Origin of the sequence: Roseivivax sediminis (assembly GCF_900112685.1) — a bacterium.
GTDB lineage: Bacteria > Pseudomonadota > Alphaproteobacteria > Rhodobacterales > Rhodobacteraceae > Roseivivax > Roseivivax sediminis.
The window spans coordinates 93,173-114,856 of sequence record NZ_FOMS01000009.1 but is presented as its reverse complement, the minus strand read 5'-3'; the positions used below and the strand labels follow the sequence as shown (position 1 = coordinate 114,856).

The 21,684-nt window shown below is 70.1% G+C and carries 25 protein-coding genes; 19 read left to right on the top strand and 6 right to left on the bottom strand.

Features of this window, described 5'->3' with window-relative positions:
* The first annotated feature begins 69 nt into the window (after window positions 1-69).
* Window positions 70-534 carry a ribonuclease HI gene (gene rnhA / locus F3H57_RS14775; protein ID WP_149756693.1) on the top strand — a complete coding sequence of 155 codons (465 nt, stop codon included), beginning with the start codon at window positions 70-72 and terminating at the stop codon, window positions 532-534.
* On the top strand, window positions 531-1,175 hold the full coding sequence (locus tag F3H57_RS14770; RefSeq protein ID WP_149756692.1) for a trimeric intracellular cation channel family protein: 645 nt from the start codon (window positions 531-533) through the stop codon (window positions 1,173-1,175). The genes rnhA and F3H57_RS14770 overlap by 4 nt, the downstream gene beginning before the upstream one ends.
* A gap of 3 nt (window positions 1,176-1,178) precedes the next feature.
* On the opposite strand, the gene F3H57_RS14765 is transcribed toward F3H57_RS14770, so the two are convergent.
* The 3 genes from F3H57_RS14765 to F3H57_RS14755 are packed head-to-tail and all read right to left on the bottom strand — an operon-like array spanning window position 1,179 to window position 3,041.
* The gene (locus F3H57_RS14765; protein ID WP_149756691.1) at window positions 1,179-2,387 is read right to left on the bottom strand and encodes a MalY/PatB family protein; all 1,209 of its coding nucleotides are present in this window, start codon (window positions 2,385-2,387) and stop codon (window positions 1,179-1,181) included.
* Window positions 2,388-2,424: 37 nt separating this feature from the next.
* Window positions 2,425-2,631 carry a helix-turn-helix transcriptional regulator gene (locus tag F3H57_RS14760; protein WP_149756690.1) on the bottom strand — a complete coding sequence of 69 codons (207 nt, stop codon included), beginning with the start codon at window positions 2,629-2,631 and terminating at the stop codon, window positions 2,425-2,427.
* On the bottom strand, window positions 2,628-3,041 hold the full coding sequence (locus F3H57_RS14755; RefSeq protein ID WP_149756689.1) for a hypothetical protein: 414 nt from the start codon (window positions 3,039-3,041) through the stop codon (window positions 2,628-2,630). The genes F3H57_RS14760 and F3H57_RS14755 overlap by 4 nt, the downstream gene beginning before the upstream one ends.
* 116 nt (window positions 3,042-3,157) lie before the next feature.
* Here F3H57_RS14755 and def (F3H57_RS14750) point away from each other — a divergent pair, with 116 nt between their 5' ends.
* The 8 genes from def (F3H57_RS14750) (at window position 3,158) to radC (ending at window position 7,731) form a co-directional block, all read left to right on the top strand.
* The gene (gene def / locus F3H57_RS14750; protein WP_149756688.1) at window positions 3,158-3,676 is read left to right on the top strand and encodes a peptide deformylase; all 519 of its coding nucleotides are present in this window, start codon (window positions 3,158-3,160) and stop codon (window positions 3,674-3,676) included.
* Window positions 3,673-4,125 (top strand): hypothetical protein, encoded by a 453-nt coding sequence (locus tag F3H57_RS14745; RefSeq protein ID WP_149756687.1) that lies wholly within the window; start codon window positions 3,673-3,675, stop codon window positions 4,123-4,125. Before def (F3H57_RS14750) ends, F3H57_RS14745 begins: the two co-directional genes overlap by 4 nt.
* Entirely contained in the window at window positions 4,125-4,622 is a 498-nt protein-coding gene (gene def / locus F3H57_RS14740) for a peptide deformylase (protein ID WP_149756686.1), read from the top strand. The genes F3H57_RS14745 and def (F3H57_RS14740) overlap by 1 nt, the downstream gene beginning before the upstream one ends.
* Window positions 4,619-5,116 carry a peptide deformylase gene (gene def, locus F3H57_RS14735; RefSeq protein WP_149756685.1) on the top strand — a complete coding sequence of 166 codons (498 nt, stop codon included), beginning with the start codon at window positions 4,619-4,621 and terminating at the stop codon, window positions 5,114-5,116. The genes def (F3H57_RS14740) and def (F3H57_RS14735) overlap by 4 nt, the downstream gene beginning before the upstream one ends.
* 172 nt (window positions 5,117-5,288) lie before the next feature.
* The gene (msrB, locus tag F3H57_RS14730; protein ID WP_149756684.1) at window positions 5,289-5,738 is read left to right on the top strand and encodes a peptide-methionine (R)-S-oxide reductase MsrB; all 450 of its coding nucleotides are present in this window, start codon (window positions 5,289-5,291) and stop codon (window positions 5,736-5,738) included.
* Window positions 5,735-6,241, top strand: coding sequence for a peptide-methionine (S)-S-oxide reductase MsrA (gene msrA / locus F3H57_RS14725; protein ID WP_149756683.1), 507 nt, complete (start codon window positions 5,735-5,737; stop codon window positions 6,239-6,241). The genes msrB and msrA overlap by 4 nt, the downstream gene beginning before the upstream one ends.
* Before the next feature lie 315 nt (window positions 6,242-6,556).
* Window positions 6,557-6,922, top strand: coding sequence for a hypothetical protein (locus F3H57_RS14720; RefSeq protein WP_149756682.1), 366 nt, complete (start codon window positions 6,557-6,559; stop codon window positions 6,920-6,922).
* A 50-nt stretch (window positions 6,923-6,972) separates the two neighbouring features.
* Complete coding sequence (gene radC / locus F3H57_RS14715) at window positions 6,973-7,731, top strand: RadC family protein (protein WP_149756681.1); 759 nt, start codon at window positions 6,973-6,975, stop codon at window positions 7,729-7,731.
* 126 nt (window positions 7,732-7,857) lie between these two features.
* Here the strand turns inward: radC and F3H57_RS14710 are convergent, their stop codons facing one another.
* The 3 genes from F3H57_RS14710 to truA all read right to left on the bottom strand — a co-directional run bounded on the left by F3H57_RS14710 (window position 7,858) and on the right by truA (window position 10,948).
* The gene (locus F3H57_RS14710; RefSeq protein WP_149756680.1) at window positions 7,858-9,384 is read right to left on the bottom strand and encodes a cryptochrome/photolyase family protein; all 1,527 of its coding nucleotides are present in this window, start codon (window positions 9,382-9,384) and stop codon (window positions 7,858-7,860) included.
* A complete protein-coding gene (locus tag F3H57_RS14705; RefSeq protein ID WP_149756679.1) occupies window positions 9,381-10,046 on the bottom strand; it encodes an SDR family NAD(P)-dependent oxidoreductase in 666 nt (221 codons plus the stop codon). Before F3H57_RS14705 ends, F3H57_RS14710 begins: the two co-directional genes overlap by 4 nt.
* Before the next feature lie 131 nt (window positions 10,047-10,177).
* Window positions 10,178-10,948 carry a tRNA pseudouridine(38-40) synthase TruA gene (gene truA / locus F3H57_RS14700; RefSeq protein WP_149756678.1) on the bottom strand — a complete coding sequence of 257 codons (771 nt, stop codon included), beginning with the start codon at window positions 10,946-10,948 and terminating at the stop codon, window positions 10,178-10,180.
* 108 nt (window positions 10,949-11,056) lie between these two features.
* Between truA and F3H57_RS14695 the strand changes: the two genes are divergently transcribed.
* The 9 genes from F3H57_RS14695 (at window position 11,057) to F3H57_RS14655 (ending at window position 21,623) form a co-directional block, all read left to right on the top strand.
* A complete protein-coding gene (locus F3H57_RS14695; RefSeq protein WP_149756677.1) occupies window positions 11,057-12,472 on the top strand; it encodes a YcjX family GTP-binding protein in 1,416 nt (471 codons plus the stop codon).
* Window positions 12,469-12,912, top strand: coding sequence for a GNAT family N-acetyltransferase (locus F3H57_RS14690; protein ID WP_316633400.1), 444 nt, complete (start codon window positions 12,469-12,471; stop codon window positions 12,910-12,912). The genes F3H57_RS14695 and F3H57_RS14690 overlap by 4 nt, the downstream gene beginning before the upstream one ends.
* On the top strand, window positions 12,909-13,922 hold the full coding sequence (locus F3H57_RS14685) for a YcjF family protein (protein WP_149756676.1): 1,014 nt from the start codon (window positions 12,909-12,911) through the stop codon (window positions 13,920-13,922). Before F3H57_RS14690 ends, F3H57_RS14685 begins: the two co-directional genes overlap by 4 nt.
* A 340-nt stretch (window positions 13,923-14,262) precedes the next feature.
* The gene (locus F3H57_RS14680; RefSeq protein ID WP_149756675.1) at window positions 14,263-16,023 is read left to right on the top strand and encodes a heparinase II/III family protein; all 1,761 of its coding nucleotides are present in this window, start codon (window positions 14,263-14,265) and stop codon (window positions 16,021-16,023) included.
* A gap of 19 nt (window positions 16,024-16,042) precedes the next feature.
* Window positions 16,043-17,629 carry a bifunctional phosphoribosylaminoimidazolecarboxamide formyltransferase/IMP cyclohydrolase gene (gene purH / locus F3H57_RS14675; RefSeq protein WP_149756674.1) on the top strand — a complete coding sequence of 529 codons (1,587 nt, stop codon included), beginning with the start codon at window positions 16,043-16,045 and terminating at the stop codon, window positions 17,627-17,629.
* A 55-nt stretch (window positions 17,630-17,684) separates the two neighbouring features.
* Window positions 17,685-18,179: a signal peptidase II gene (gene lspA / locus F3H57_RS14670; RefSeq protein ID WP_149756673.1), complete on the top strand. Its 495-nt coding sequence runs from the start codon at window positions 17,685-17,687 to the stop codon at window positions 18,177-18,179.
* Window positions 18,180-18,251: 72 nt separating this feature from the next.
* The gene (locus F3H57_RS14665) at window positions 18,252-18,782 is read left to right on the top strand and encodes a DUF3035 domain-containing protein (RefSeq protein WP_149756672.1); all 531 of its coding nucleotides are present in this window, start codon (window positions 18,252-18,254) and stop codon (window positions 18,780-18,782) included.
* Between the two features lie 85 nt (window positions 18,783-18,867).
* Window positions 18,868-20,298, top strand: coding sequence for a M16 family metallopeptidase (locus tag F3H57_RS14660; protein WP_149756671.1), 1,431 nt, complete (start codon window positions 18,868-18,870; stop codon window positions 20,296-20,298).
* Window positions 20,295-21,623, top strand: a complete 1,329-nt coding sequence (locus tag F3H57_RS14655; protein ID WP_149756670.1) for a M16 family metallopeptidase — start codon at window positions 20,295-20,297, stop codon at window positions 21,621-21,623. Before F3H57_RS14660 ends, F3H57_RS14655 begins: the two co-directional genes overlap by 4 nt.
* The last annotated feature ends 61 nt before the right edge of the window (window positions 21,624-21,684 follow it).

Here is a 21,684-nt window from a genome sequence, read left to right as displayed (position 1 = left end):
GTGCGGGGGCGGAACCCCCGCGCGATGCCGCCCTTGACGCCGCCCGAACGCCGCGCGACAGAGCCGCCGATGCCCGAACTCTATGCCTTCACCGACGGAGCGTGCTCCGGCAATCCCGGCCCCGGCGGCTGGGGCGTTCTCATGCGCGCGATGGACGGAAACACCGTCGTCAAGGAGCGTGAGCTTTCCGGCGGCGAGGCCGCGACCACCAACAACCGGATGGAGCTTCTGGCCGCGATTTCCGCGCTGGAGGCGCTGAAGCAATCCTCGTCCATCACCATCGTCACCGATTCGGCCTATGTGAAGAACGGCGTGACCGGCTGGATCCACGGCTGGAAGAAGAACGGCTGGAAGACCTCCGCCAAGAAGCCGGTGAAGAACGAGGAGCTGTGGCGCCGGCTCGACGCCGCGCAGGCGCGTCACGACGTGCGCTGGGAATGGGTCAAGGGTCACGCCGGCCACCCTGAGAACGAGCGCGCGGACGAGCTTGCCCGCGCCGGCATGGCCCCGTTCAAGGAAAAGGGCCGGGCATGACCCTGGTCGCGGTTCTCGACTACGCTGCGATCACCATGTTCGCGCTGACCGGCGCCTTGGTGGCGAGCCGCGAACAGCTCGACATCGTCGGCTTCGCCTTCCTCGCCTGCCTGACCGGCATGGGCGGCGGCACGCTGCGCGATCTGCTCCTGGACCGGGACGTGTTCTGGATCGCCGACCCGGTCTACCTCGTCTCCGCGACCCTCGCCGCCGTGGGGGTGTTCTTTCTCGCCCACCGGCTCGAATCGCGTTGGGAAACGCTGAAATGGCTCGACGCCGCCGCCCTGTCGGTGGCGGTCGCCGCCGGCGCGGTCATCACCGCCGACGCGGGCGAGGCGCTGCCAGTGATCGTCGTCATGGGCATGATCACCGGCTGCGTCGGCGGGCTCGCGCGCGACGTGGTGTCCAACGAGGTCCCGCTGATGCTGCGGCCGGGTCAGCTCTACGTCACCTGCGCCTTCTCGGGGTCGCTGGCGTTGGCGCTCGCCGACCTCGCCGGCGCCCCCTCGGCCCTCTCGGCGGTGCTCGCGGCGGTCGTCTGCTTCGTTCTGAGGGCAGGCGCGATCCGTCGGGGGTGGGAGCTGCCGATCTACAAGCCCCGCCCGAAGACCGACGCCTCCCACCCCGACAACGACAAGTAAGTGCTATTGCAGGTCCGCGAAGGCCCGCTGCAGCCGCGTGCCCGCCTCCTCCACCCGCGCCCGAGGCGTGGCGAGGTTGAAGCGCAGGAAGCTCTCGCCGCCGGTGCCGAAGGTCTGCCCGTGGTTCACCGCGATCCGCGCGTCGCCCTCGACCCGCCGGGTGAATTCCTCGGCCGCCATGCCGGTGCCGGAGAAGTCCACCCAGGCCAGGTACGTCGCCTCCAGCGGCATGGAGCGCACCCCGGGGATCGCGTTCACCATCTCGTCGAAAAGGCGCCGGTTGCCCTCGAGATAGGCGGCCAACTCGTCCACCCAGGCCGCGCCCTCCGGCGAATAGGCCGCGGTCGCCATGACCACGCCGAAGGCGTTGGGCGACACGCCCATCGCGCCCAGGCGCTTCGCGAAGGGCTTGCGCAGGTCTGCGTCCGGGATGATGACGTTGCCGACATGCCCGCCGGCGAGGTTGAAGGTCTTGCTCGTCGCGGTGAGCATCACCGTGCGGTCCAGCACCTCGGGCGCCGCCAGCGGCATCGGCACGTGGCTCTGGCCGGGCATCACCAGGTCGTGGTGCACCTCGTCCGACACCAGGATCAGGTCGTGCCGGCGGGCGAATTCCGCCACCTCGCGCAGCTCTTCGCGGCTCCAGACCCGCCCGCCCGGATTGTGCGGCGAGCACAGCACCACCATCTTCTCGCGCCCGGTCATCAGCGCGTCATAGGCGGCGAAGTCCATCTCGTAGCGCCCGCCCTTCTGCACCAGCGGGCATTCGGTGACCTCGCGCCCGGCCGCACGGATCACCCGCGCGAAGGCGTGGTAGACCGGCGTGAACAGCACCACCGCGTCGCCCGGATCGGTCCAGGTGTCGACGCACATGGCGGTGCCGTTCACCAGCCCGTTGACGGTGAAGATCGCCTCCTGCGGAAACTCCCAGCCGTGGCGTTCGCACATCCACCAGCAGATCGCCTCCCGGTAGGGGCCGTCCTTGCCGAAATAGCCGTAGACGCCGTGCGCGACCATCGCTTCCAGCGCGCGCTGGACGGCGTCGGGCGGGCGGAAATCCATGTCGGCGACCCACATCGCCAGCCCGTCCTCGGGGCTGACGCCGTAGATCGGCTCCATCATGTCCCACTTGGCGCAATGCGTGCCCACGCGGTCGATCTCTTCGTCGAAACGGCTGGTCAATTCGGTCTCCTTCGCGGTCTCGCGCGACATGCGGCGTCCTTCGCCGCCTCGCGCGCAACTTGGCACGTCACTCCCCGGCCTCAAGTCGAAACAGGTCCTCGACCCGGCAGCCGAGCGCCCGTGCCAGTTTCAGCGCCAGCACGGTGGAGGGCACGAAGACCCCGTTCTCGACGGTGTTCACGGTCTTGCGGCTGACCTCCACGCGCTCGGCCAGCTCCGCCTGCGTCAGACCCGCGGCCTGCCGACGTGCCTTGAGGTTGGAGACGAGGCTCATCCGCGTCCGCCCCAGCGCCGCGCGAGGAACCACACGAACGGCACCGCGGCCGCGCCGAGCGAACAGGCCATGAACGCCCGGCCGACCGGCAGGATATCCGCGGCGACGAGGTTCCCGCCGATCGCGAAGGCGAAGACGAACGCCCAGTAGCCGCGCGCCTGCGCGTGCAGCCAGTCGTGCTGGTAGCCCTCGTCGAAGGCGATGTTGGCAGCGCGCCGCGGCGCGAACCACGCCGCCGAGAACAGCAGCACCGCCCCGATCAGCCCCACCGGCGCGCCGAGCCAGCCGGGCAGAGCCGCGAGATCCGGCGCGAAGACCGCCCCCAGCGCCATGCCGAGGAAGAACACCGCGAGTGCGGCAAAGACCGCCTGCGTGATCCAGGTGATGCGGCCGGGGGTGAGAAAGGTCATGGGGATCTCCTTGCCAGAGTAACCTTTGCGTTACATACAGCTTTGGGCGGAGTAACGTCAAGGTTACATCTTCCGTCTGCGTTGCGCCCGCGGGCCGAAGCCCCTAAATCCGCCGCATGAAACGGTCGATCATCATCCACCCCGACCCGCGGCTGAAAAAGCCCGCAGCGCCGGTCGCCGATCTGTCGGACGACCTGCGCCGGCTGGCCGGCGACATGCTGGAAACCATGTACGACGCGCCAGGCATCGGGCTCGCGGCGCCGCAGGTCGGCGTGCTGTCGCGACTGATCGTTCTCGACTGCGTGAAGGACGAGGACGCCGAGCCGCGCCCGCTGGTGATGTTCAACCCCGAGGTTCTCGCGGCCTCGGAAGAGCGCAAGGTCTACGAGGAAGGCTGCCTGTCGATCCCCGACCAGTATGCCGACGTGGAGCGGCCCGCGCAGGTGCGCGTCGGCTGGCTCGACCGGGACGGCAACCCGCGCGAGGAAGAGTTCGACGGCCTCTGGGCGGTCTGCGTCCAGCACGAGATCGACCACCTCAACGGCAAGCTCTTCATCGATTATCTCGGGCCGATGAAGCGTCAGATGATCACCCGCAAGATGCAGAAGCTGAAGCGCGAGATGGCCCGCTCGTGACGGCGCCGGCGCCCTATGCGCCGCGCCCGGTCCGGGCGCTCGGGCTGTGGCAGGCCGGTAAGCTGCGGCTCAAGGCCTATCATATCGGGGCAAAGGCACCGTCCGACGCCGCACTCGCCGCCGCCCGGCAAGAGGCCGCGCGGGTGGAGGCCGCGGCGAGGGCCGAGGGCGGCGCCTCCGGGCTCGGCTTCGTGGTGATGCACGCGGGCGAGATGGGCACCTGGCTCCTGATGGACTGGTGGGCGCACGGCGATATCCTCTGCCAGCGCCTGTCGCTGGCCCCTCCGGACGGTGCCTACGAACCGATGGACGACCGTCCGTTGACGGCCTGCGTGTGGGAGCTTCCGATCCTGATGCACGAACGCGATGCCTATGTGCGCCACATGATGACCGCGCGCCCGGACGCGGACGCCTACCTTGCCGACACGCGACCGGGGGAGGCCGTCTAATGGCGGCGCGCGAGGTCCTGAACTGGCCCGACCCCCGCCTGTCGCAGCGCTGCGTGAAGGTCGGCGACACCGACGTCTCGGCGCTGGTGGGCGATCTTCTCGACACGATGTACGCGGCCGGCGGGCGCGGGCTGGCGGCGCCCCAGATCGGCGCCATGGTGCGTGTCTTCGTCGCCGATACCGGCTGGAAGGAGGGCGCCTCCGCCCCCCGCGTCTGCATCGACCCGGAGATCGTTGCCGCCTCGGACCGCACGGTCGCCTTCACCGAATCGTGCCTGTCGATTCCCGGGATCAGCGCCGAGGTGACCCGCCCCGCCGAGGTGACGATCCGCTATCGTGATGCGGCGGGCGGGATCCGGACCGAGATCCTGAACGGCATCGATGCGGTCGTGGTGCAGCACGAGCTCGACCATCTCGACGGCATCGTGACCTTCGACCGGGTCGATCCGGCGCTGCGCGCGGAGCTCCTGGAAATCTACGCGGGCAGCGCGGCATGAGTGTCCGCCCCATCCTGCGCTGGCCCGACAAGCGGCTGCGGACCCCCGCCGCGCCGGTCGACGCGGTCACCGACGACATCCGCGCCCACTGGCAGGACATGATCGACACGATGGAGGCGATGCCGGGCGTCGGCCTCGCCGCGCCGCAGATCGGGGTGATGCTGCGCCTCGCCGTGGTCGACGCCTCGAACGACCGCGGCCAGGCCGTGCGCATGGCCAACCCCGAGATCCTGCATGCCAGCGTAGAGCTGCGTGACCACGAAGAGGCGAGCCCCTGCCTGCCCGGCGTGAATGCCGCGATCACCCGCCCCCGCGCCGTCACGGTGCGCTTTCTCAACGAAGAGGGCGAGGTCGAGGAGCGCGATTTCGTCAAGCTCTGGGCGACGAGCGTGCAGCACCAGATCGACCACCTGGACGGCATGCTCTACGTCCACCGCCTGTCCAAGACGAAACGCGACATGCTGATCCGCCGCGCCCGGAAGCGCGCCCGCTGACCCGCCGCCCGCACCCCTTCCCCTTTTTCCGGCTTCTTTGGGCCCCAAATACTCCGGGGTGAATTGCGCCGCAGGCGCAAGAGGGGCAGCGCCCCTCCCGCCCGCCTCCGCGCCTTTTGATTTTCCGCCCGCGTCCCCACATCATGGGCAAAGACAGATCAGGAGGACATCCATGGCCGACTACCGGAAGGATCCCGACGCGGTCGCCCGGCTCACGCCCGAGCAGTACCGCGTCACCCAGGAAAACGGCACCGAGCGGCCGGGCACGGGCGAGTATCTCGCCAACAAGGAGCCCGGCATCTATGTCGACGTGGTCTCCGGAGAGCCGCTCTTCGCCAGCGCCGACAAGTACGAATCGGGCTGCGGCTGGCCCAGCTTCGTCAAGCCGCTGGAGCCCGCGCATGTGAGCGAGCTGCGCGACACCACGCACGGCATGATCCGCACCGAGGTCCGCTCCGCCCATGGCGACAGCCATCTCGGTCACGTCTTTCCGGACGGCCCGCAGGACCGGGGCGGCCTGCGCTACTGCATCAACTCCGCCAGCCTGCGGTTCGTCCATCGCGATGACATGGAGGCCGAAGGCTATGGCGCCTACCTGAACCAAGTGGAGGACGTGGCATGACCGAACGCGCCGTACTCGCCGGGGGCTGCTTCTGGGGCATGGAAGATCTGATCCGCAAGCTGCCGGGGGTGGAAGGCACCCGCGTCGGCTATACCGGCGGCGACGTGTCCAACGCGACCTATCGCAACCACGGCACCCATGCCGAGGGCATCGAGATCCTGTTCGAGCCGCAGGTGATCTCCTATCGGCGGATCCTGGAATACTTCTTCCAGATCCACGACCCGACGACGAAGAACCGCCAGGGCAACGATGTCGGCATGAGCTACCGCTCGGCGATCTACTACGTGGACGAGGACCAGCGGCAGACCGCGCTCGACACGATCAAGGACGTGGAGGCCTCGGGCCTCTGGCCGGGCAAGGTGGTGACCGAGGTCGAACCCGTGGGCGACTTCTGGGAGGCCGAGCCGGAGCATCAGGATTACCTCCAGCGCTTCCCCAACGGCTATACCTGCCACTTCCCGCGTCCCGACTGGGTCCTGCCCAAGCGCGACGCGGCGGAGTAGGCGCAGCCGCAGCACGGCGCTGGCCGCCCCGGGCAGGGGGCGGCCCAGGATCGCTATCGGTCTCCCGAAACCTTAGTTCTCAAGCAAGAGCGCGACCGGCGCACCGCGCACCGCCGCGTGCGCCGGCAATTTTCCGTGCGCGGGTCCCCCATTCGTGCGCCAGCATCGCCCCGATCGGGTCAGTCCGGCCTACCCGCACATGGCTCATGGCGGCTATGTCGCATCGGCTGTGGTCGTTTCTGCGTCGCAGCGATTACGCTGCACTGCAGAAGGCCCGCCTTCGGGCCACCGACCATTTGTCGAAAGGACATGATCATGATCACCGCATCCCCGCGCACGCTGTCCGCTGCTGCCCTTCTCTCGCTGTTCGCCGCCGTTCCGGCGACCGCCGGCGAAACCGTCCTTGTCTCCTCGGGCGACGGCGCGACGCTGACCGAATATGGCGTCGCCGTCTCGGTCTACTGGACCGAAACCGACGATGCCGCCGCCGAGGTGGTCGCCACCTACAAGCCCGTCGTCGCTCCGGCCGAGCCCGCCCGCCTGGCCATGCGCCTCGAGGACGGTGACGCGGTCTCCTTCGGCCTGCCGGGCATTCCGGGCCTGTCGCTCGCCTTCGAGCACACGGGCGAGGGCGTCCGCTTTGCTACCGAGACGCTTGGCACCGACTACGCGAGCAACTGAGCCGGTCATTGTTAACCGCGCGGTAACCCATCGCCCGCCAGAGTGCGGGCATGACCGCCGATCGCGAATTCCACGAGGCACAGGGCGCCCTCTTCGAGAGCGAGGCGGTCCCGGGTCTGCCGCCCGGCACGCGGCTGCCGTCCTATATCCGCGACCACCGCGAACGGTTGCGGGAACGGTTCCTCTCCGGCGGCGCAGACGCGCTGCCGGATTACGAGATGCTGGAGCTGATCCTGTTCGGCGCGGTGCCGCGGCAGGACATGAAGCCGCTGGCCCGGCGCCTTCTCGACACGTTCGGCGACTTCAACGCCGTCGTGTCGGCGCCGCATGCCCGGCTGATGCAGGTCACCGGCGTCGGCGCCGCCGTAATCTGCCAGCTCAAGCTGGTGGAGGCGGCTGCTCACCGGCTCAGCCGCGCCCGCGTGATGCAGCGCCCCGTGGTGTCGAGCTGGGACGCCCTCCTGGACTATTGCCGCACCGCGCTCGCACACGGAGAGATCGAACAGTTCCGCGTCCTCTACCTTGACCGCAAGAACGTTCTCATCGCCGACGAAGCGCAGGCCCGCGGCACCGTCGACCATGTTCCGGTCTACCCGCGCGAGGTCGTCAAGCGCGCGCTCGAACTCAACGCCTCGGCGCTGATCCTCGTGCACAACCACCCGTCGGGCGACCCCACGCCTTCCCGCGCGGACATCGACATGACCGCCCAGATCCAGCAGGCCGCCGAGGCGCTGGGCCTGACGCTGCACGATCACCTCGTGATAGGAAAGGCGCGCGAACTCAGCTTCCGCTCCGAAGGGCTGATCTGACGTGGCACGCCCCTTTCCTCTGTCTCCGAATATTCAGGGGAGCGCGAGGGGCGCCGCAAACGTCGCTCGGACCGATGCCGCGAACCAATGGCGACCCTCGCTCCCGCAGCTTGCGCCTGCGCCGGCTCAGACCGTTTCCCCGTCCGACATCCGCCGCAGGAACTCCTCCGCCTCACGCAGGACCGTCTCCTTGCGGTCCTCTGCCATCCGGTCCCAGGTCGCGTACATCTGCGCCATGCGCGGATTGCTCTCGAAGCGCTCCCGGTGCCGGTGCATGAAATGCCAGTAGAGCAGGTTGAACGGGCAGGCGCCCTCTCCGGTCTTGGCCTTCACGCTGTAGGCGCAGTCGCCGCAATAATCCGACATCCGGTCGATATAGCTGCCGCTCGACACGTAGGGTTTCGACGCGATCACACCGCCATCGGCGAACTGGCTCATCCCCACCGTATTCGGCGCCGTGACCCACTCGAACGCGTCGAAATAGACGCGCATGTACCAATCCTCGACCTCGGCGGGGTCGATCCCGGCGATCAGCGCGAAATTGCCCGTCACCATCAGGCGCTGGATGTGATGCGCGTAGGCCTCTTCCCGCGTCTGCGCCACCGTCTCCGACAGGCAGCGCATCTTTGTCTCCGCCCCCCAGTAGAGCGGTGGCAGCGCGCGCTGTTGGTTCAGCCCGTTGCGCCGCGGATAATCCGGCCCCTCGTGGAAATAGATCCCGCGCATGTATTCGCGCCAGCCGATCACCTGGCGGATATACCCCTCGGCGGCGTTGATCGGCGTGTCGCCCGCGCGCCAGCTCTCCTCCACCGCCTCGCAGACCTCCCGCGGGTCCAGAAGGCCGATGTTCATGTAGGCCGAGATCACCGAGTGATAGAGGAACCGCTCGTCCCCCATCATCGCATCCTGATAGTCGCCGAAGCGCGGCAGCGCGTGCTTGACGAAATGCGCCAATGCGCGCCGCGCCTGGCTCTGGTCGGTGGCGAACCAGAACGGGCGGACCTCTCCGAACCAGTTGCCGAAGCGCGCTTCGACGAGCTCCAGCACCGCCTCGACCGTGTCGTCGGGGGTGAACTGCATCGGCCCGCCGAAATCGACCGCCTCGGGCGCCGGTTTGCGGTTGTCGTGGTCGAAATTCCACTGCCCGCCCGCCGGTTTGCCGTCCTCCATCAGGTACCCGGTCGCCTTGCGCTGCTCGCGGTAGAAAAACTCCATCCGCAGCGTCTTGCGCCCCGAGGCCCATCGCTCGAAATCGTCGTGGCTGGCGATGAACCGGTCATCGGCCAGTTGCCGGCAGGTCAGCGGCATCTCCGAGAGCGCCTTGATCAGCCGCCATTCGCCGGGCTCGGTGGCGATGACCTCCGAGGCGCCCGTCTCCTCGGCCCGGCGCAACAGCTCGCCGGGGATCGAACCGGCGTTCCCGGTGTCGTCGAGCTCGGCATAGCGCACGTCCCAGCCGTCCGCGCGCAGCCGCGCGGCGAACTTGCGCATCGCCGCGAAGATCAACGCGATCTTCTTGGGGTGATGCTGCACGTAAGTCGCTTCCTCGGCGACCTCCGCCATCATGACGACGTCGCTGCCCTTGTCCGCCTCCCGCAGCGCCGAGAGGCTCTCCGACAGCTGATCGCCCAGCACCAGGACCAGCCGGCTCACCAGGGGATCTCCTCGAAGGCGTAGTCGTAGAAGCGCCCGGTATGCTCCGGCCCCAGCCTTTCGAAGACGTCGCACAGGCGCTCCGCCGCGCGGGCCGGGGCCACTGTCGGGTGGCTGTCCGAATAGCCCTCGGTGAACGGCGTCTCGACCGTGCCGGGATGCAGCGCCACGCAGGCGAGGTGCCGGTGCGAGCGGGCGAACTCCACCGCCGCGGTATGCACCACCTGGTTCACCGCCGCCTTGGCCGTGCGGTAGGAATACCACCCGCCGAGCCCGTTGTCGCCGATCGACCCGACCCGCGCCGACAGCACCGCCATCACCGCGCGCTGCCGCCGCGGCACCAGCCGGATCGCGTGCTTCAGCACCATCGCCGGGCCGACCGCGTTGACCATGAACTGATCGCGCATCGCGTCCGGATCGAGCCGCCGGATCGTCTTCTCCGGCGCCGCCCCGCCGATGCGCAGCGCGCCCGTGGCGCAGAACACCAGGTCGAAGGGCCCGTCCAGCGCCCCGAGCACGCGTTCCACCGAAGCCTCGTCGGTCACGTCGAGATTGTCTTCGGACCGCGACAGCCCGGTCACGGCCACGCCGCGCCGCTCGAGCTCCGCGGCCACGGCCGACCCGATCCCGCCCGAGGCCCCGATGATGAGTGCGTTTTCCATTGCGCGCGAGCTAGCGGCCCGCGCCCGCCGTTCAAGCGCCCCACGCCGCCACTCCGGCGCCCCGGTCCTCCCTTCATCTGGCCAAAAAAACCCCCGCCGGAGGCTCCCGTCCGCGCCACGCGCGCCGGGCCTCACTCCGCGAACGGATCCTCCGGGTAGCCCACCCCGGTCAAATAAAGCCCCTGCGGCGGCGCCACAGGCCCGCAGGCCGCCCTGTCCCGCGCCTCGAGCGCCCGGCCCACGTCCTCGGGCGCCCAGGCGCCGCAGCCCACGCGCTCCAGCGTACCGACGAAGCTGCGCACCTGGTTGTGCAGGAAAGACCGAGCGCAGAGAGAGAACCGGATCTCGTGTCCCGCCGCCGTCTCCACCGCGTCCACCTCCAGCCGGTCGAGCGTCTTCACCGGGCTCTTCGCCTGGCAGATCGAGGACCGGAAGGTGGTGAAGTCGTGCCTGCCGACCAGATAGGCCGCCCCCGCCCGCATAGCCTCCACGTCGAGCGCACGCTGCACCTGCCAGACCTGACCGGCCTCCAGCGTCACCCGCGCGCGCCGGTTCAGCACACGGTAAAGATACCGCCGCTCGCGGGCCGAGAACCGCGCGTGCCAGTCGCCGGCCACCTCCGCCGCCGCGACCACCGCGACCGGCGCCGGCTTCAGGTGGTGGTTGAGCGCGTTCATCAGCGTGAACGGCGCCCAGTCCTTGGCCATGTCGCAATGGCAGACCTGCCCGCGCGCATGGACCCCGGCATCGGTGCGCCCGGCGGCGGCGATCCGCGGCACGTCAGGCTCCAGCCGCGCCAGCGCCGCCTCGAGCGCGCCCTGCACGCTCGGGACGTCGTCCTGCCATTGCCAGCCCGAGAAGGGCCCGCCATCGTATTCCACCTTCAGCGCGTATCTCGGCATGGCCCGCGGCCTAGCCCAGCGCCCGCGCACCGGCAAGCGACCCTTTCACATCGGCCGCCGCGCCTCTATCTCTCGCCGGAACGCGACCCACGCATACCGGAGCCCGCCTTGATCCTCGGAGACATCGCAAACCGCATCGGCCGCAGCGCCAGAGGCCTGACCGGCGCGGTCGGCGAGACGTTCGGAGAGCCGACACTGCGGCTCGGCGTCACCGGCCTGTCGCGCGCGGGCAAGACGGTGTTCATCACCTCGCTGGTCGCCAACCTGATGGATCGCGGCCGCATGTCCCAGCTTGCCGCCGCCGCCGAGGGCCGGATCGACGCGGCCTACCTGCAGCCCCAGCCCGACGACACGCTGCCGCGCTTCGATTACGAGAAACACCTCGCCGCGCTCACCGCCGATGCGCCGCACTGGCCCGAAAGCACCCGCGCGGTGAGCGAGCTGCGACTGTCCATGCGCATCCGCCCCACCGGCCTGCTCGCCGGCTTCCAGGGCGCGCGGCGGCTGCATCTCGACATCGTCGACTATCCCGGCGAATGGCTGCTCGATCTCGGATTGCTGGAGAAGAGCTTCGAGGATTGGTCCCGCGACACCCTGGCGCGTGCCGAACGGCGCGAGATCGCCGGGGATTTCCTGTCCCGTCTCAAGGCCGAGGACAGCTCGCAAGAGCTGGAGGAGGCCCGCGCGCAGGCGCTCTCCGAAAGCTTCACCGCCTATCTCCGCGCGGCGAGCGAGGCGGGCTATTCCGACTGCTCGCCGGGGCGCTTCCTGTTGCCGGGCGACCTCGCCGGCTCGCCGGTGCTGACCTTCGCGCCGCTGCCGCCGGGCGACGGCACCGCCGGCCGCAAATCGCTCCGGCGGGAATTCGAACGGCGTTACGAGGCCTACAAGGACCGCGTGGTCAAACCCTTCTTCCGCGACCACTTTTCCCGGATCGACCGGCAGATCGTTCTGGTCGACGCCCTCGGCGCGATCCACCGCGGCCCCGGCGCGGTGGAGGATCTGCGCCACACCATGTCCGACGTCCTGTCGGCCTTCCGGCCCGGCCGGAACGCGTTTCTCAGCCAGATCCTGATGGGCAAGCGGGTCGAACGCATCCTCTTTGCCGCCACCAAGGCCGATCACCTGCACCACCGCCAGCACCCGCATCTGAGCGCCTTCATGCAGGCGCTCACCCGCGAGGCGGCGGACCGCGCGCATTTCGCCGGCGCCCGGACCGACGCCATGGCCATCGCCGCCCTGCGGGCCACCGTGGAGGAGACACGCTCTCACCGCGGCGAGGACCTCGATTGCGTGCGCGGCACGCTGACCTCGGGCAAGAGCGCCGCGTTCTATCCCGGCGAGCTGCCGCAGGATCCCCAGCGCCTGCTCGGCCCGGCGCGCGACGGCTCCGAGCACTGGCTCGACGCCGATTACGGGCTGATGACCTTCGCGCCGGCGAAGCTGTCGCTCAGGCCGGGCGAGGGGCCGCCGCACATCCGGCTCGACCGGGCCGCGCAATTCCTGTTCGGGGACAGGTTGTGATCGCCCCCGCCCTGCGCCCGGCGCGGCCCACCGATGCGGGGTCGGTGGCCGAGATCCTCTCGGGCTGGATCGACGCGACCCCCTGGGTGCCGCGCGTCCATACGAGGGCCGAGGATCTGTCCTTCGCCGGCATGATGATCGAACGCGGCTGGGTCGTCCTGGCGGAGACCACCGACGTCGACGGCTTTCTCGCCCGTGACGGGGAACGCGTGCATGCCCTCTATATCCGCCCAGAGGCACGGGGGCGGGGCCTCGGCGCGCGCCTGCTGGCCGAGGCCAAGGGCGCCGCGCCGCGGCTGGTGCTCTGGACCTTCGCCGCCAACGTCCCGGCGCAGCGGTTCTACGCCCGCCACGGCTTCGTCGAGACCGCCCGCACGGACGGCGCCAACGACGAGGGCTTGCCGGACATCCAGTACCGCTGGGAAAGGAAGGCGGCATGACTGAGCGCAAGGGCCATCGCGGCCCCGTCCTGTTCGAGCTCGACAAAGAGGCCGAGCCCGGCGAGAGCCCGGCCGAGGCCCCGCCCGTGCCCGAGACAACGCCGCCGCCCGAGGGCGCGGCGATGAAGGCGGCCGCCCGCGTGGCGGCCCGGCAATCCTCGCCGCTGGTGCGATGGTTCTGGCGGCTCCTGGGCGCCATCGTGATGCTTCTCGTGACCTCCGCCGCCTGGGCGTTCGTGGCCAGCCTGATGGCGCAGAACGTCGTGCTCGGCTGGGCGGTGACGGGGCTCTTCGGGCTTTTCGCGCTTGTGGTGCTGCTGATCGCCGTGCGCGAGGCGCGGGCCTTCGCCCGGCTCGGGCGCGTCGACGCGCTGCACCGCGACGCCGGCGCCGCGCAGAACGAGGGAGGCCTAGAAGCCGCCCGCCGCGTGGTCGACCGGCTGGACACCCTCTACACTGCGCGCGACGACACCCGCTGGGGCCGCGAGCGCCTGGCCGAGCGGCGCGGCGACGTTTTCGACGGTCCCGCGCTCCTGTCTCTGGCCGAACGCGAGCTGCTGGCTCCACTCGACCTGGCGGCGGCGCGCGAGGTGCAGGCGGCGGCGCGGCAGGTGGCCGGCGTGACGGCGCTCGTGCCGCTCGCCTTTGCGGACGTGGCGGCGGCGCTGTCGTCGAACCTGCGGATGATCCGCCGCGTGGCCGAGATCTACGGCGGCCGGTCCGGCACGCTCGGCACCTGGCGGCTGACGCGGGCGGTCTTCGCGCATCTTCTGGCCACCGGCGCCATCGCGGCGGGCGAGGACATGCTGGAGCCGATCCTCGGCGGCTCGATCCTCGCGCGTCTGTCGCGCCGCTTCGGGGAAGGTGTGGTCAACGGGACGCTGACCGTGCGGGTCGGCGTCGCCGCGATGGAGGTCTGCCGGCCCATCCCCTTCACCAGGGAGACCCGCCCCTCGGTCCGGAACCTCGTCGCGCAGAGCCTCACGGGTCTTTTCGACAAGTCGCGGTAGGGCAGAGCGCCGGTCGAACCATGCCCGCGCGAACTCAAGGCCGTCAGGCCGCCGCGCATCGCCGGGCCGCCCCCCGGACCGGCGATCTGGTGACGCTTGGCGCGGTGCTCGGAGGTCTTGCCGAGTTGGCTGCCATAAAGTGCGTCGTTCGACGACCAGGATCGCCGATCCGCGGCCCGGCGCTGCGCGGCTTGCGCCCGGCCGGGCCTGGGGACCCCCTGTCGCCATACGGACCCGCTTTGTCCCGCGCCGGATTTCCAGCGGTGACTTTGCACCGCCCCGCCCTTATCCTTCCGGCAACGACGCGCCGAAGGGCGGCGGACGAGAGGCAAGGCAGCAGATGTCCAGACTGGACCGGTGGCGGGCGGCGGCGGCACGCACGCACAATCGTTACCACGCCTGGCGCGCGGCGCGGGCGCGGCCGGCGACGGCGTTCCGATCTGCCCCCGAACCCCGCACCGTCGGATCCTTCGCCCGCGGCCGTCAGCTTGCCGCCGGGAACCTGATGTTCGCCGGCCACCTGATCGAGGCGCCCGGCTGGTCGATCTGGGATGTCGATGCGCCCGACGCCGCCTTCGTGGAGGAGATCCACGGCTGTGCCTGGCTCGATGATCTTGCCGCCGTGGGCGAGCCCCGCGCGCGTGTCGTGGCGCAGGACTGGGTCTGGGGGTGGATCGACCGCTACGGCGCCGGCACCGGCCCGGGCTGGCAGCCCGAGCTGGCGGGCCGGCGCATCATCCGCTGGACGCATCACGCGATCTTCCTGCTGCGCGGGCGATCCTCCGAGCAATCGGCCGCATTCTACCGCGCCCTCGGGGCGCAGACGATCTATCTCGCGCGGCGCTGGCAGAAGACGCCGCCGGGGCTGGCGCGGTTCGAGGCGCTGACCGGCCTGCTCTATGCCGGGCTGTCGCTCGAGGGGATGGAGGCGTACGTGGACCCGGCCCGCGCGGGCCTTGCGCGCGAATGCGGCCGCATCGTCGACAGCGCGGGCGGCCTGTCCACGCGCAATCCCGAAGACCTTCTGGAGGTGTTCACGCTGCTCACCTGGGCGGCGACGGCGCTGAGCGAGGCCGGGCGCGTGCCGCAGGGCCCCCATGCCGACGCGATCGCCCGCATCGCCCCGACGCTGCGCGCGCTGCGGCACGCCGATGGTGGGCTGGCGCGGTTCCACGGCGGCGGTCGCGGCCTCGAGGGCCGACTCGACCAGGCGCTCGCCTCCTCGGGCGTGAAGGCGCGGGCGGCGACGGGTCTGCCCATGGGCTTCGCGCGGCTCTCGGGCGGCCGCACCAGCCTCATCGTCGACGCCGCGCCGCCGCCCGCGGGGGCGGCCTCGTTCGACGCCCATGCCTCCACGCTGGCGTTCGAGCTGACATCGGGCCGCCGGCCGCTGGTGGTCAATTGCGGATCGGGCGCGATCTTCGGCTCCGAATGGCGACGGGCGGGCAGGGCGACGCCGTCGCATTCCGCGCTCTGCCTTGACGGCTATTCCAGCGCGCGGCTGGGCAAGGCCGGGTTCGTCGGCGCCGCCCGGCGCGAGATGCTGGAGGACGCGCCGACGCGCGTGCCGGTGGAGCTGAACCCCGGATCGGACGGACTGCGTTTCGAGGGGGCGCATGACGGCTACGTCTCGACCCACGGGCTGACCCATGCGCGGACGCTGGAGCTCAGCCACGACGGCCGCGCGCTTGCCGGTGAGGATCTGCTGGTGGCGATCGCGGCGCGCGACAAGCGGCTTTTCGACATGCGCATGGACGCGGTGCGGCTGACCGGGCTCGCCTTCCAGATCCGGTTCCACCTGCACCCCGAGGTCGATGCCGAGATCGACCTTGGCGGCGCGGCGGTGTCCCTGTCGCTGCCATCGGGGGAGGTCTGGGTGTTCCGCCACGACATGCGGGCCGAACTGGCGCTCGAACCCTCTGTCTACCTCGAAAAGGGGCGGCTCAGGCCGCGGGCCGCGAAACAGGTCGTTTTATCCGGCCGCGCGATGGAGTATGCGAGCCGCGTCCGCTGGACGCTGGCAAAGGCGCAGGAGACCGCGGTGGCGATCCGCGACATTGCGCCGGCCCGTTACGAGGACGACACCGAAGACGTCACATGACCAGACAGGCCCCTTGCACATGACCGATCTCGTTCCCGTCCGCCGCGCGCTCCTCTCCGTTTCCGACAAGTCGGGGCTCGTCGAGCTTGCGCAGGCGCTGGCGGCGCGGGGGGTGGAGCTTCTGTCCACCGGCGGCACCGCCCGCGCGATGCGCGAGGCGGGGCTCACGGTGCGCGACGTCTCGGACGTCACGGGCTTTCCGGAGATGATGGACGGCCGCGTGAAGACGCTGCATCCGGGCGTGCACGGCGGCCTTCTGGCCTTGCGCGACGACGAGGACCACGTGGCGGCGATGGAGGCGCACGGGATCGGTGCCATCGACCTTCTGGTGGTCAACCTCTACCCGTTCGAGGCGGCGGTCGCGGGCGGCGCCGATTACGACACCGCGATCGAGAACATCGACATCGGCGGGCCGGCGATGATCCGCGCGGCGGCCAAGAACCACCGCTTCGTCAACGTGGTGACGGACGTGGAAGATTACGCCGCGCTGCTGGACGAACTGAAGGCGCGGGACGGGCAGACCTCCTACGCCTTCCGCCAGCGGTTGGCGCTGACCGCCTATGCCCGCACGGGCGCCTACGACGCCGCCGTCTCGGGCTGGATGGCGGACGCGCTGGGCGAGACGGCGCCGCGCCGCCGGGTCGTCGCAGGGCGGCTGAAGCAGACGCTGCGCTACGGCGAGAACCCGCACCAGTCGGCGGCGTTCTACGTGGACGGCGCCGCGCGGCCCGGGATCGCGACGGCCGAACAGCTTCAGGGCAAGGAGCTGAGCTACAACAACATCAACGACACCGACGCGGCGTTCGAGCTGGTGTCGGAACTGGCGGGCGAGGCGCCCGCCTGCGCGATCATCAAGCACGCCAATCCCTGCGGCGTCGCCGTCGGCGCGACGCTGGCCGACGCCTATTCCCGCGCCTTCGACTGCGACCGGACCTCGGCCTTCGGCGGGATCGTGGCGCTGAACCGCCCGCTCGACCGCGCGACGGCAGCGGCGATCACCGAGATCTTCACCGAGGTGGTCATCGCACCCGGTGCCGACGAGGACGCGCGCGCGGTTTTTGCCGGCAAGAAGAACCTGCGGCTGCTGCTGACCGACGGGCTGGCCGATCCGGCGGCCGCGGGGCTGGCGCTGCGACAGGTGTCGGGCGGGCTTCTGGTGCAGGACCGCGACACCGGCGCGGTCGGCGAGGCGGATCTGCGGGTGGTCACCAAGCGCCAGCCGAGCGAGGCGGAGATGCGCGATCTGCGCCTCGCCTGGACCGTGGCCAAGCATGTGAAGTCCAACGCCATCGTCTACGTCAAGGACGGCGCCACCGTGGGCGTCGGCGCGGGCCAGATGAGCCGGGTCGATTCGACCCGGATCGCCGCGCGCAAGGCGCAGGACATGGCCGAGGCGCTGGATCTGGGGGCGATCCCGACGCAGGGCGCGGCGGTGGCGTCGGATGCGTTCTTTCCCTTCCCCGACGGGGTGCTGACCGCGGCGGAGGCCGGCGCGAGCGCGCTGATCCAGCCGGGTGGCGCGATGCGCGACGAAGAGGTGATCGCGGCGGCCGACGAGGCGGGGCTCGCCATGGTGTTCACCGGCATGCGGCATTTCCGGCATTGACGGCGCGGAACTCATCCAGCCCTTGCGGGCTCTCTTCGCACGGGGGCGGCGGCGCATGAGGATCGTGGCGATTTCGGCGGCGGTGATCTTCGTGCTCGACCAAGTGTCGAAATACTGGATCGTGCACGCCATGGCGCTCGACGTGCGCGGTGTGATCGACGTCTTCCCGCCGTATCTCACGTTCCGCATGGCATGGAACTACGGCATCAATTTCGGCCTGTTCGCCGGGCAGCAGGATCTGACGCGCTGGGTGCTGGTGGCCGTGGCGCTGGGAATCGTGCTTTTCGTTCTGGTCTGGCTGCGGCGCGACCCGCCGGGGGTGCCGGGGCTGATTGCCGGCGGGGTGCTGATCGGCGGCGCGCTGGGCAACGTGGTGGACCGGCTACTGTACGGCGCGGTGGCCGATTTCCTCAACATGTCGTGTTGCGGCATCGACAACCCTTACGCGTTCAACGTCGCCGACATCGCGATCTTCGCCGGGGCGGCGGGGCTCGCGCTCTTTCCCGGGGGCGGCAAGCCGCCGGGACGGCAGCGGAAAAACCGCGCGTGACGACGCCGGCGAGTTGCGGTAAGGCTCGGGGCGCGCGCGGAACGGCGCACCAAGGCGGGACGGAGTAGAACGATGCGTGTTTGGCTGATCGTGGGGCTGCTTGCGGCAACCGGGCTGGGCGCCTGTTCCTCGGCGCGGGACGGCGGAAGCAATCTGCGCAAGCTCAACACCTACAGCGGCACGCCCGAGGAATTCGGCATCGTGCCGAACAAGCCCCTGTCCGAGCCGCAGAATTTCTCCGCGCTGCCGCAGCCGACGCCGGGCGGCGCGAACCGCGCCGATGCCACGCCCCTCCAGGATGCCGTCGCCGCGCTGGGTGGCGATCCGGCCCGGATGGCCGAACGCGGCATCCCGGCGGCCGACGGCGCGCTGATCGCTGCGGCCGGACGCCGCGGAGTGGACGCGGCGATCCGGCAGGATCTTGCTGCCGACGACGCGGCCTTCCGCCGCCGCAAGTCGATCCTGAACTGGCGTCTGCTGCGCGAAGACGAATACAATCGCGCCTATCGCAGCCAACAGCTCGACCCGCAGGACTGGCTCCGGCGCGTCCGGCGGCCGGGCACCAACATCCGCACCCCGTCGGCCCCGCCACCGGAGCGGTGACCTTACAAATCTGCAAGGTCGCTTGATCTCCCCGCGCCGGGCCGTAGCTTGCACGCATACCCGGTTCGAGGAGACACCACCCCCGATGCTCACACGGCTGATCCCCCTCGCGGCCGCTGCGCTGTTCGCGCTACCGGCCGCCGCGCAGGACGCGATCGAAGAACAGGTTTCCACCTTCACGCTCGACAACGGCATGAAGGCCGTGGTGATCGAGAACCACCGCGCCCCGGTCGTCACTCACATGGTGTGGTACCGCGCCGGCGCTGCGGACGAGGATCCGGGCGTCTCGGGCGTTGCGCATTTCCTCGAACACCTGCTCTTCAAGGGAACCGAGACGCTGGAGCCGGGCGAGTTCAGCCGCGTTGTGGCCGAGAACGGCGGGTCGGACAACGCCTTCACCGGGCAGGACTACACCGCCTATTTCCAGCGCGTCGCCGCCGACCGCCTGGGCCGGATGATGGAGATGGAGGCCGACCGCATGGTCAATCTCCGGATCCGCCCGGAGGACGTGGAGACGGAGCGCAACGTGATCCTGGAAGAACGCAACCAGCGGGTCGAGAATTCCCCGGGCGCGCTGTTCCAGGAGCAGGTGAGCGCGGCGCTGTTCCTCAACCATCCCTACGGCTCGCCGATCATCGGCTGGAAGCACGAGATGGAGGCGCTCGACCGCGACGCGGCGCTCGGGTTCTACGACACGCATTACGCGCCGAACAACGCCATCCTCGTCGTCGCGGGAGACGTCACCCCGGACGAGGTGCGCAGCCTCGCGGAGGAGCATTACGGCCCGATCCCGAAAAACGACGCCGTCGGCGCCCCGCGCGAGCGCTCGCAGGAGCCGCCGCATCGGGCCGAGCGGCGCGTCATCCTGGCCGATCCGCGCGTCTCCCAGCCGTACCTCCTGCGCGGTTACCTTGCGCCGGAACGCGACGCGGGCGCGCAGGACAAGGCAGCCGCGCTGTCGCTGCTGGCCGAGATCCTGGGCGGCGGGCAGACTTCGGTCCTCAACCGCGAGCTGCAGTTCGAGCGGACCGCAGCGGTCTACACCAGCGCCTTCTACGACGGCACCTCCTATGACGACACGCAGTTCGGGCTGGTGGTCGTCCCGGCCGAGGGCGTGAGCCTCGAGGCCGCGGAGGGCGAGCTCGACCGCGTGCTGGAGGAGTTTCTCGAAGAGGGGATCGACGCCGACCAGCTGGCGCGGATCAAGTTCCGGCTGAAGGCGCAGCAGATCTACGCGCTGGACAATTCCGACGGCATCGCGCGGCGCTACGGCTCGGCGCTCGCCAGCGGCCTCACGGTCGAGGATGTGCAGGCCTGGCCCGAGACGATCCAGTCCGTGACGGCAGACGAGATCGTCGCGGCGGCGCGCGAGGTACTCGACCGTGACCGGTCCGTCACCGGCTACCTGATCGGCGCCCGCCCGGAAGGGTCCGGCGAAGAAACCAGCGAGACTCCGGCCCCCACCGGCGACGGCACATCCCCGGCCGCATCCGAAGACAATGAGGTGATCCAATGATCCGTCTGACGCTCGCCGGCGCTGGGATTGCCGCGCTTCTCGGTCTCGCCGGCCCCGTCGCGGCCGAGGTCGACATCCAGGAGGTCACCTCCGAAGCCGGCTTCGACGCCTGGCTGGTGGAGGAGGACAGCGTGCCCTTCGTTTCGCTCGAACTTCAGTTCGAGGGTGGAGCGGTGCTGGACCGCGAAGGCAAGGGCGGCGCGACCAACCTGATGGTGGCGCTTCTCGAGGAGGGCGCGGCGGATCGCGACGCCCGCGCCTTCGCCGCGGCGCAGGAGCAACTGGCCGCGACGTTCCGTTACGACGCAAATCACGATTCGGTATCCGTCTCGGCCCGCTTCCTGACCGAGAACATGGACGAGGTGGTCGCGCTTCTGCGCGACAGTCTGGTCGCGCCGCGCTTCGACGAGGACGCGATCGAGCGGGTGCGCGCGCAGGTGCTCGCCAATCTGCGCGCGGCCGAAACGGACCCGGACGAGATCCTCGAACGGCGCGCGGCAGAGCTGACCTACGGCGATCACCCCTATGCACGACCCGTGAACGGCAGCACCGAATCGGTCACCGCCCTCGGCCGCGAGGACATCGTCGCGGCGCACGAGGCCGCGCTGGTGCAGGACCGCGTGCTGATCGGCGCCGCCGGCGATATCTCTGCCGAGGAGCTGTCGGAGCTTGTCGACACGCTCCTCGCAGACCTGCCGGAAAGCGGGCCGGAGCTGCCGGGCGAGGCGTCGCTGGCACTCGACGGCGGCGTGACCGTCGTGCCGTTCGAGACGCCGCAATCGGTAGCGCTGTTCGGCCATGCCGGGATCGACCGGCACGATCCGGACTTCTTCCCCGCCTATCTGATGAATCACATCCTCGGCGGTGGCAGCTTCGAATCGCGGCTGATGGAAGAGGTGCGTGAAAAGCGCGGCCTGACCTACGGGATCTACAGCTACCTGGCCAACCGCGACCATGCCGACCTGGTGATGGGCCGCGTCGCTTCGGCCAATGACCGCATGGCCGAAACGATCGACGTCGTCCGCGGCGAATGGCGCCGGATGGCCGAAGATGGCGTCACCGAGGAGGAACTGGAGGCCGCCAAGACCTACCTGACCGGCGCCTATCCTCTGCGCTTCGACGGCAACGGCGCGATCGCCGACATCCTCGTCGGGATGCAGGCGCAGGACCTGTCGCCGGACTACGTCACCACCCGCAACGACAAGGTGGAGGCGGTGACGATCGAGGACCTCAACCGCGTCGCTTCAGAGCTCCTGAACCCCGAAAACCTGCACTTCGTCGTCGTCGGGCAGCCCGAGGGCGTCGAGAGTACCGCGACTCAGTAGATCACCCGCCGCCGCCGGCCCGCGCCGGCGGCGCCCTGCGATGCCGCAGCGCATGGAGGCG

Bases quoted from the DNA above. Each gene is read 5' to 3' on its own strand.
- rnhA (WP_149756693.1), top strand. From the start codon at position 70: ATGCCCGAACTCTATGCCTTCACCGACGGAGCGTGCTCCGGCAATCCC.
- F3H57_RS14770 (WP_149756692.1), top strand. From the start codon at position 531: ATGACCCTGGTCGCGGTTCTCGACTACGCTGCGATCACCATGTTCGCG.
- F3H57_RS14765 (WP_149756691.1), bottom strand. From the start codon at position 2,387: ATGTCGCGCGAGACCGCGAAGGAGACCGAATTGACCAGCCGTTTCGAC.
- F3H57_RS14760 (WP_149756690.1), bottom strand. From the start codon at position 2,631: ATGAGCCTCGTCTCCAACCTCAAGGCACGTCGGCAGGCCGCGGGTCTG.
- F3H57_RS14755 (WP_149756689.1), bottom strand. From the start codon at position 3,041: ATGACCTTTCTCACCCCCGGCCGCATCACCTGGATCACGCAGGCGGTC.
- def (WP_149756688.1), top strand. From the start codon at position 3,158: ATGAAACGGTCGATCATCATCCACCCCGACCCGCGGCTGAAAAAGCCC.
- def (WP_149756686.1), top strand. From the start codon at position 4,125: ATGGCGGCGCGCGAGGTCCTGAACTGGCCCGACCCCCGCCTGTCGCAG.
- def (WP_149756685.1), top strand. From the start codon at position 4,619: ATGAGTGTCCGCCCCATCCTGCGCTGGCCCGACAAGCGGCTGCGGACC.
- msrB (WP_149756684.1), top strand. From the start codon at position 5,289: ATGGCCGACTACCGGAAGGATCCCGACGCGGTCGCCCGGCTCACGCCC.
- msrA (WP_149756683.1), top strand. From the start codon at position 5,735: ATGACCGAACGCGCCGTACTCGCCGGGGGCTGCTTCTGGGGCATGGAA.
- F3H57_RS14720 (WP_149756682.1), top strand. From the start codon at position 6,557: ATGATCACCGCATCCCCGCGCACGCTGTCCGCTGCTGCCCTTCTCTCG.
- radC (WP_149756681.1), top strand. From the start codon at position 6,973: ATGACCGCCGATCGCGAATTCCACGAGGCACAGGGCGCCCTCTTCGAG.
- F3H57_RS14705 (WP_149756679.1), bottom strand. From the start codon at position 10,046: ATGGAAAACGCACTCATCATCGGGGCCTCGGGCGGGATCGGGTCGGCC.
- truA (WP_149756678.1), bottom strand. From the start codon at position 10,948: ATGCCGAGATACGCGCTGAAGGTGGAATACGATGGCGGGCCCTTCTCG.
- F3H57_RS14685 (WP_149756676.1), top strand. From the start codon at position 12,909: ATGACTGAGCGCAAGGGCCATCGCGGCCCCGTCCTGTTCGAGCTCGAC.
- F3H57_RS14680 (WP_149756675.1), top strand. From the start codon at position 14,263: ATGTCCAGACTGGACCGGTGGCGGGCGGCGGCGGCACGCACGCACAAT.
- purH (WP_149756674.1), top strand. From the start codon at position 16,043: ATGACCGATCTCGTTCCCGTCCGCCGCGCGCTCCTCTCCGTTTCCGAC.
- lspA (WP_149756673.1), top strand. From the start codon at position 17,685: ATGAGGATCGTGGCGATTTCGGCGGCGGTGATCTTCGTGCTCGACCAA.
- F3H57_RS14665 (WP_149756672.1), top strand. From the start codon at position 18,252: ATGCGTGTTTGGCTGATCGTGGGGCTGCTTGCGGCAACCGGGCTGGGC.
- F3H57_RS14660 (WP_149756671.1), top strand. From the start codon at position 18,868: ATGCTCACACGGCTGATCCCCCTCGCGGCCGCTGCGCTGTTCGCGCTA.
- F3H57_RS14655 (WP_149756670.1), top strand. From the start codon at position 20,295: ATGATCCGTCTGACGCTCGCCGGCGCTGGGATTGCCGCGCTTCTCGGT.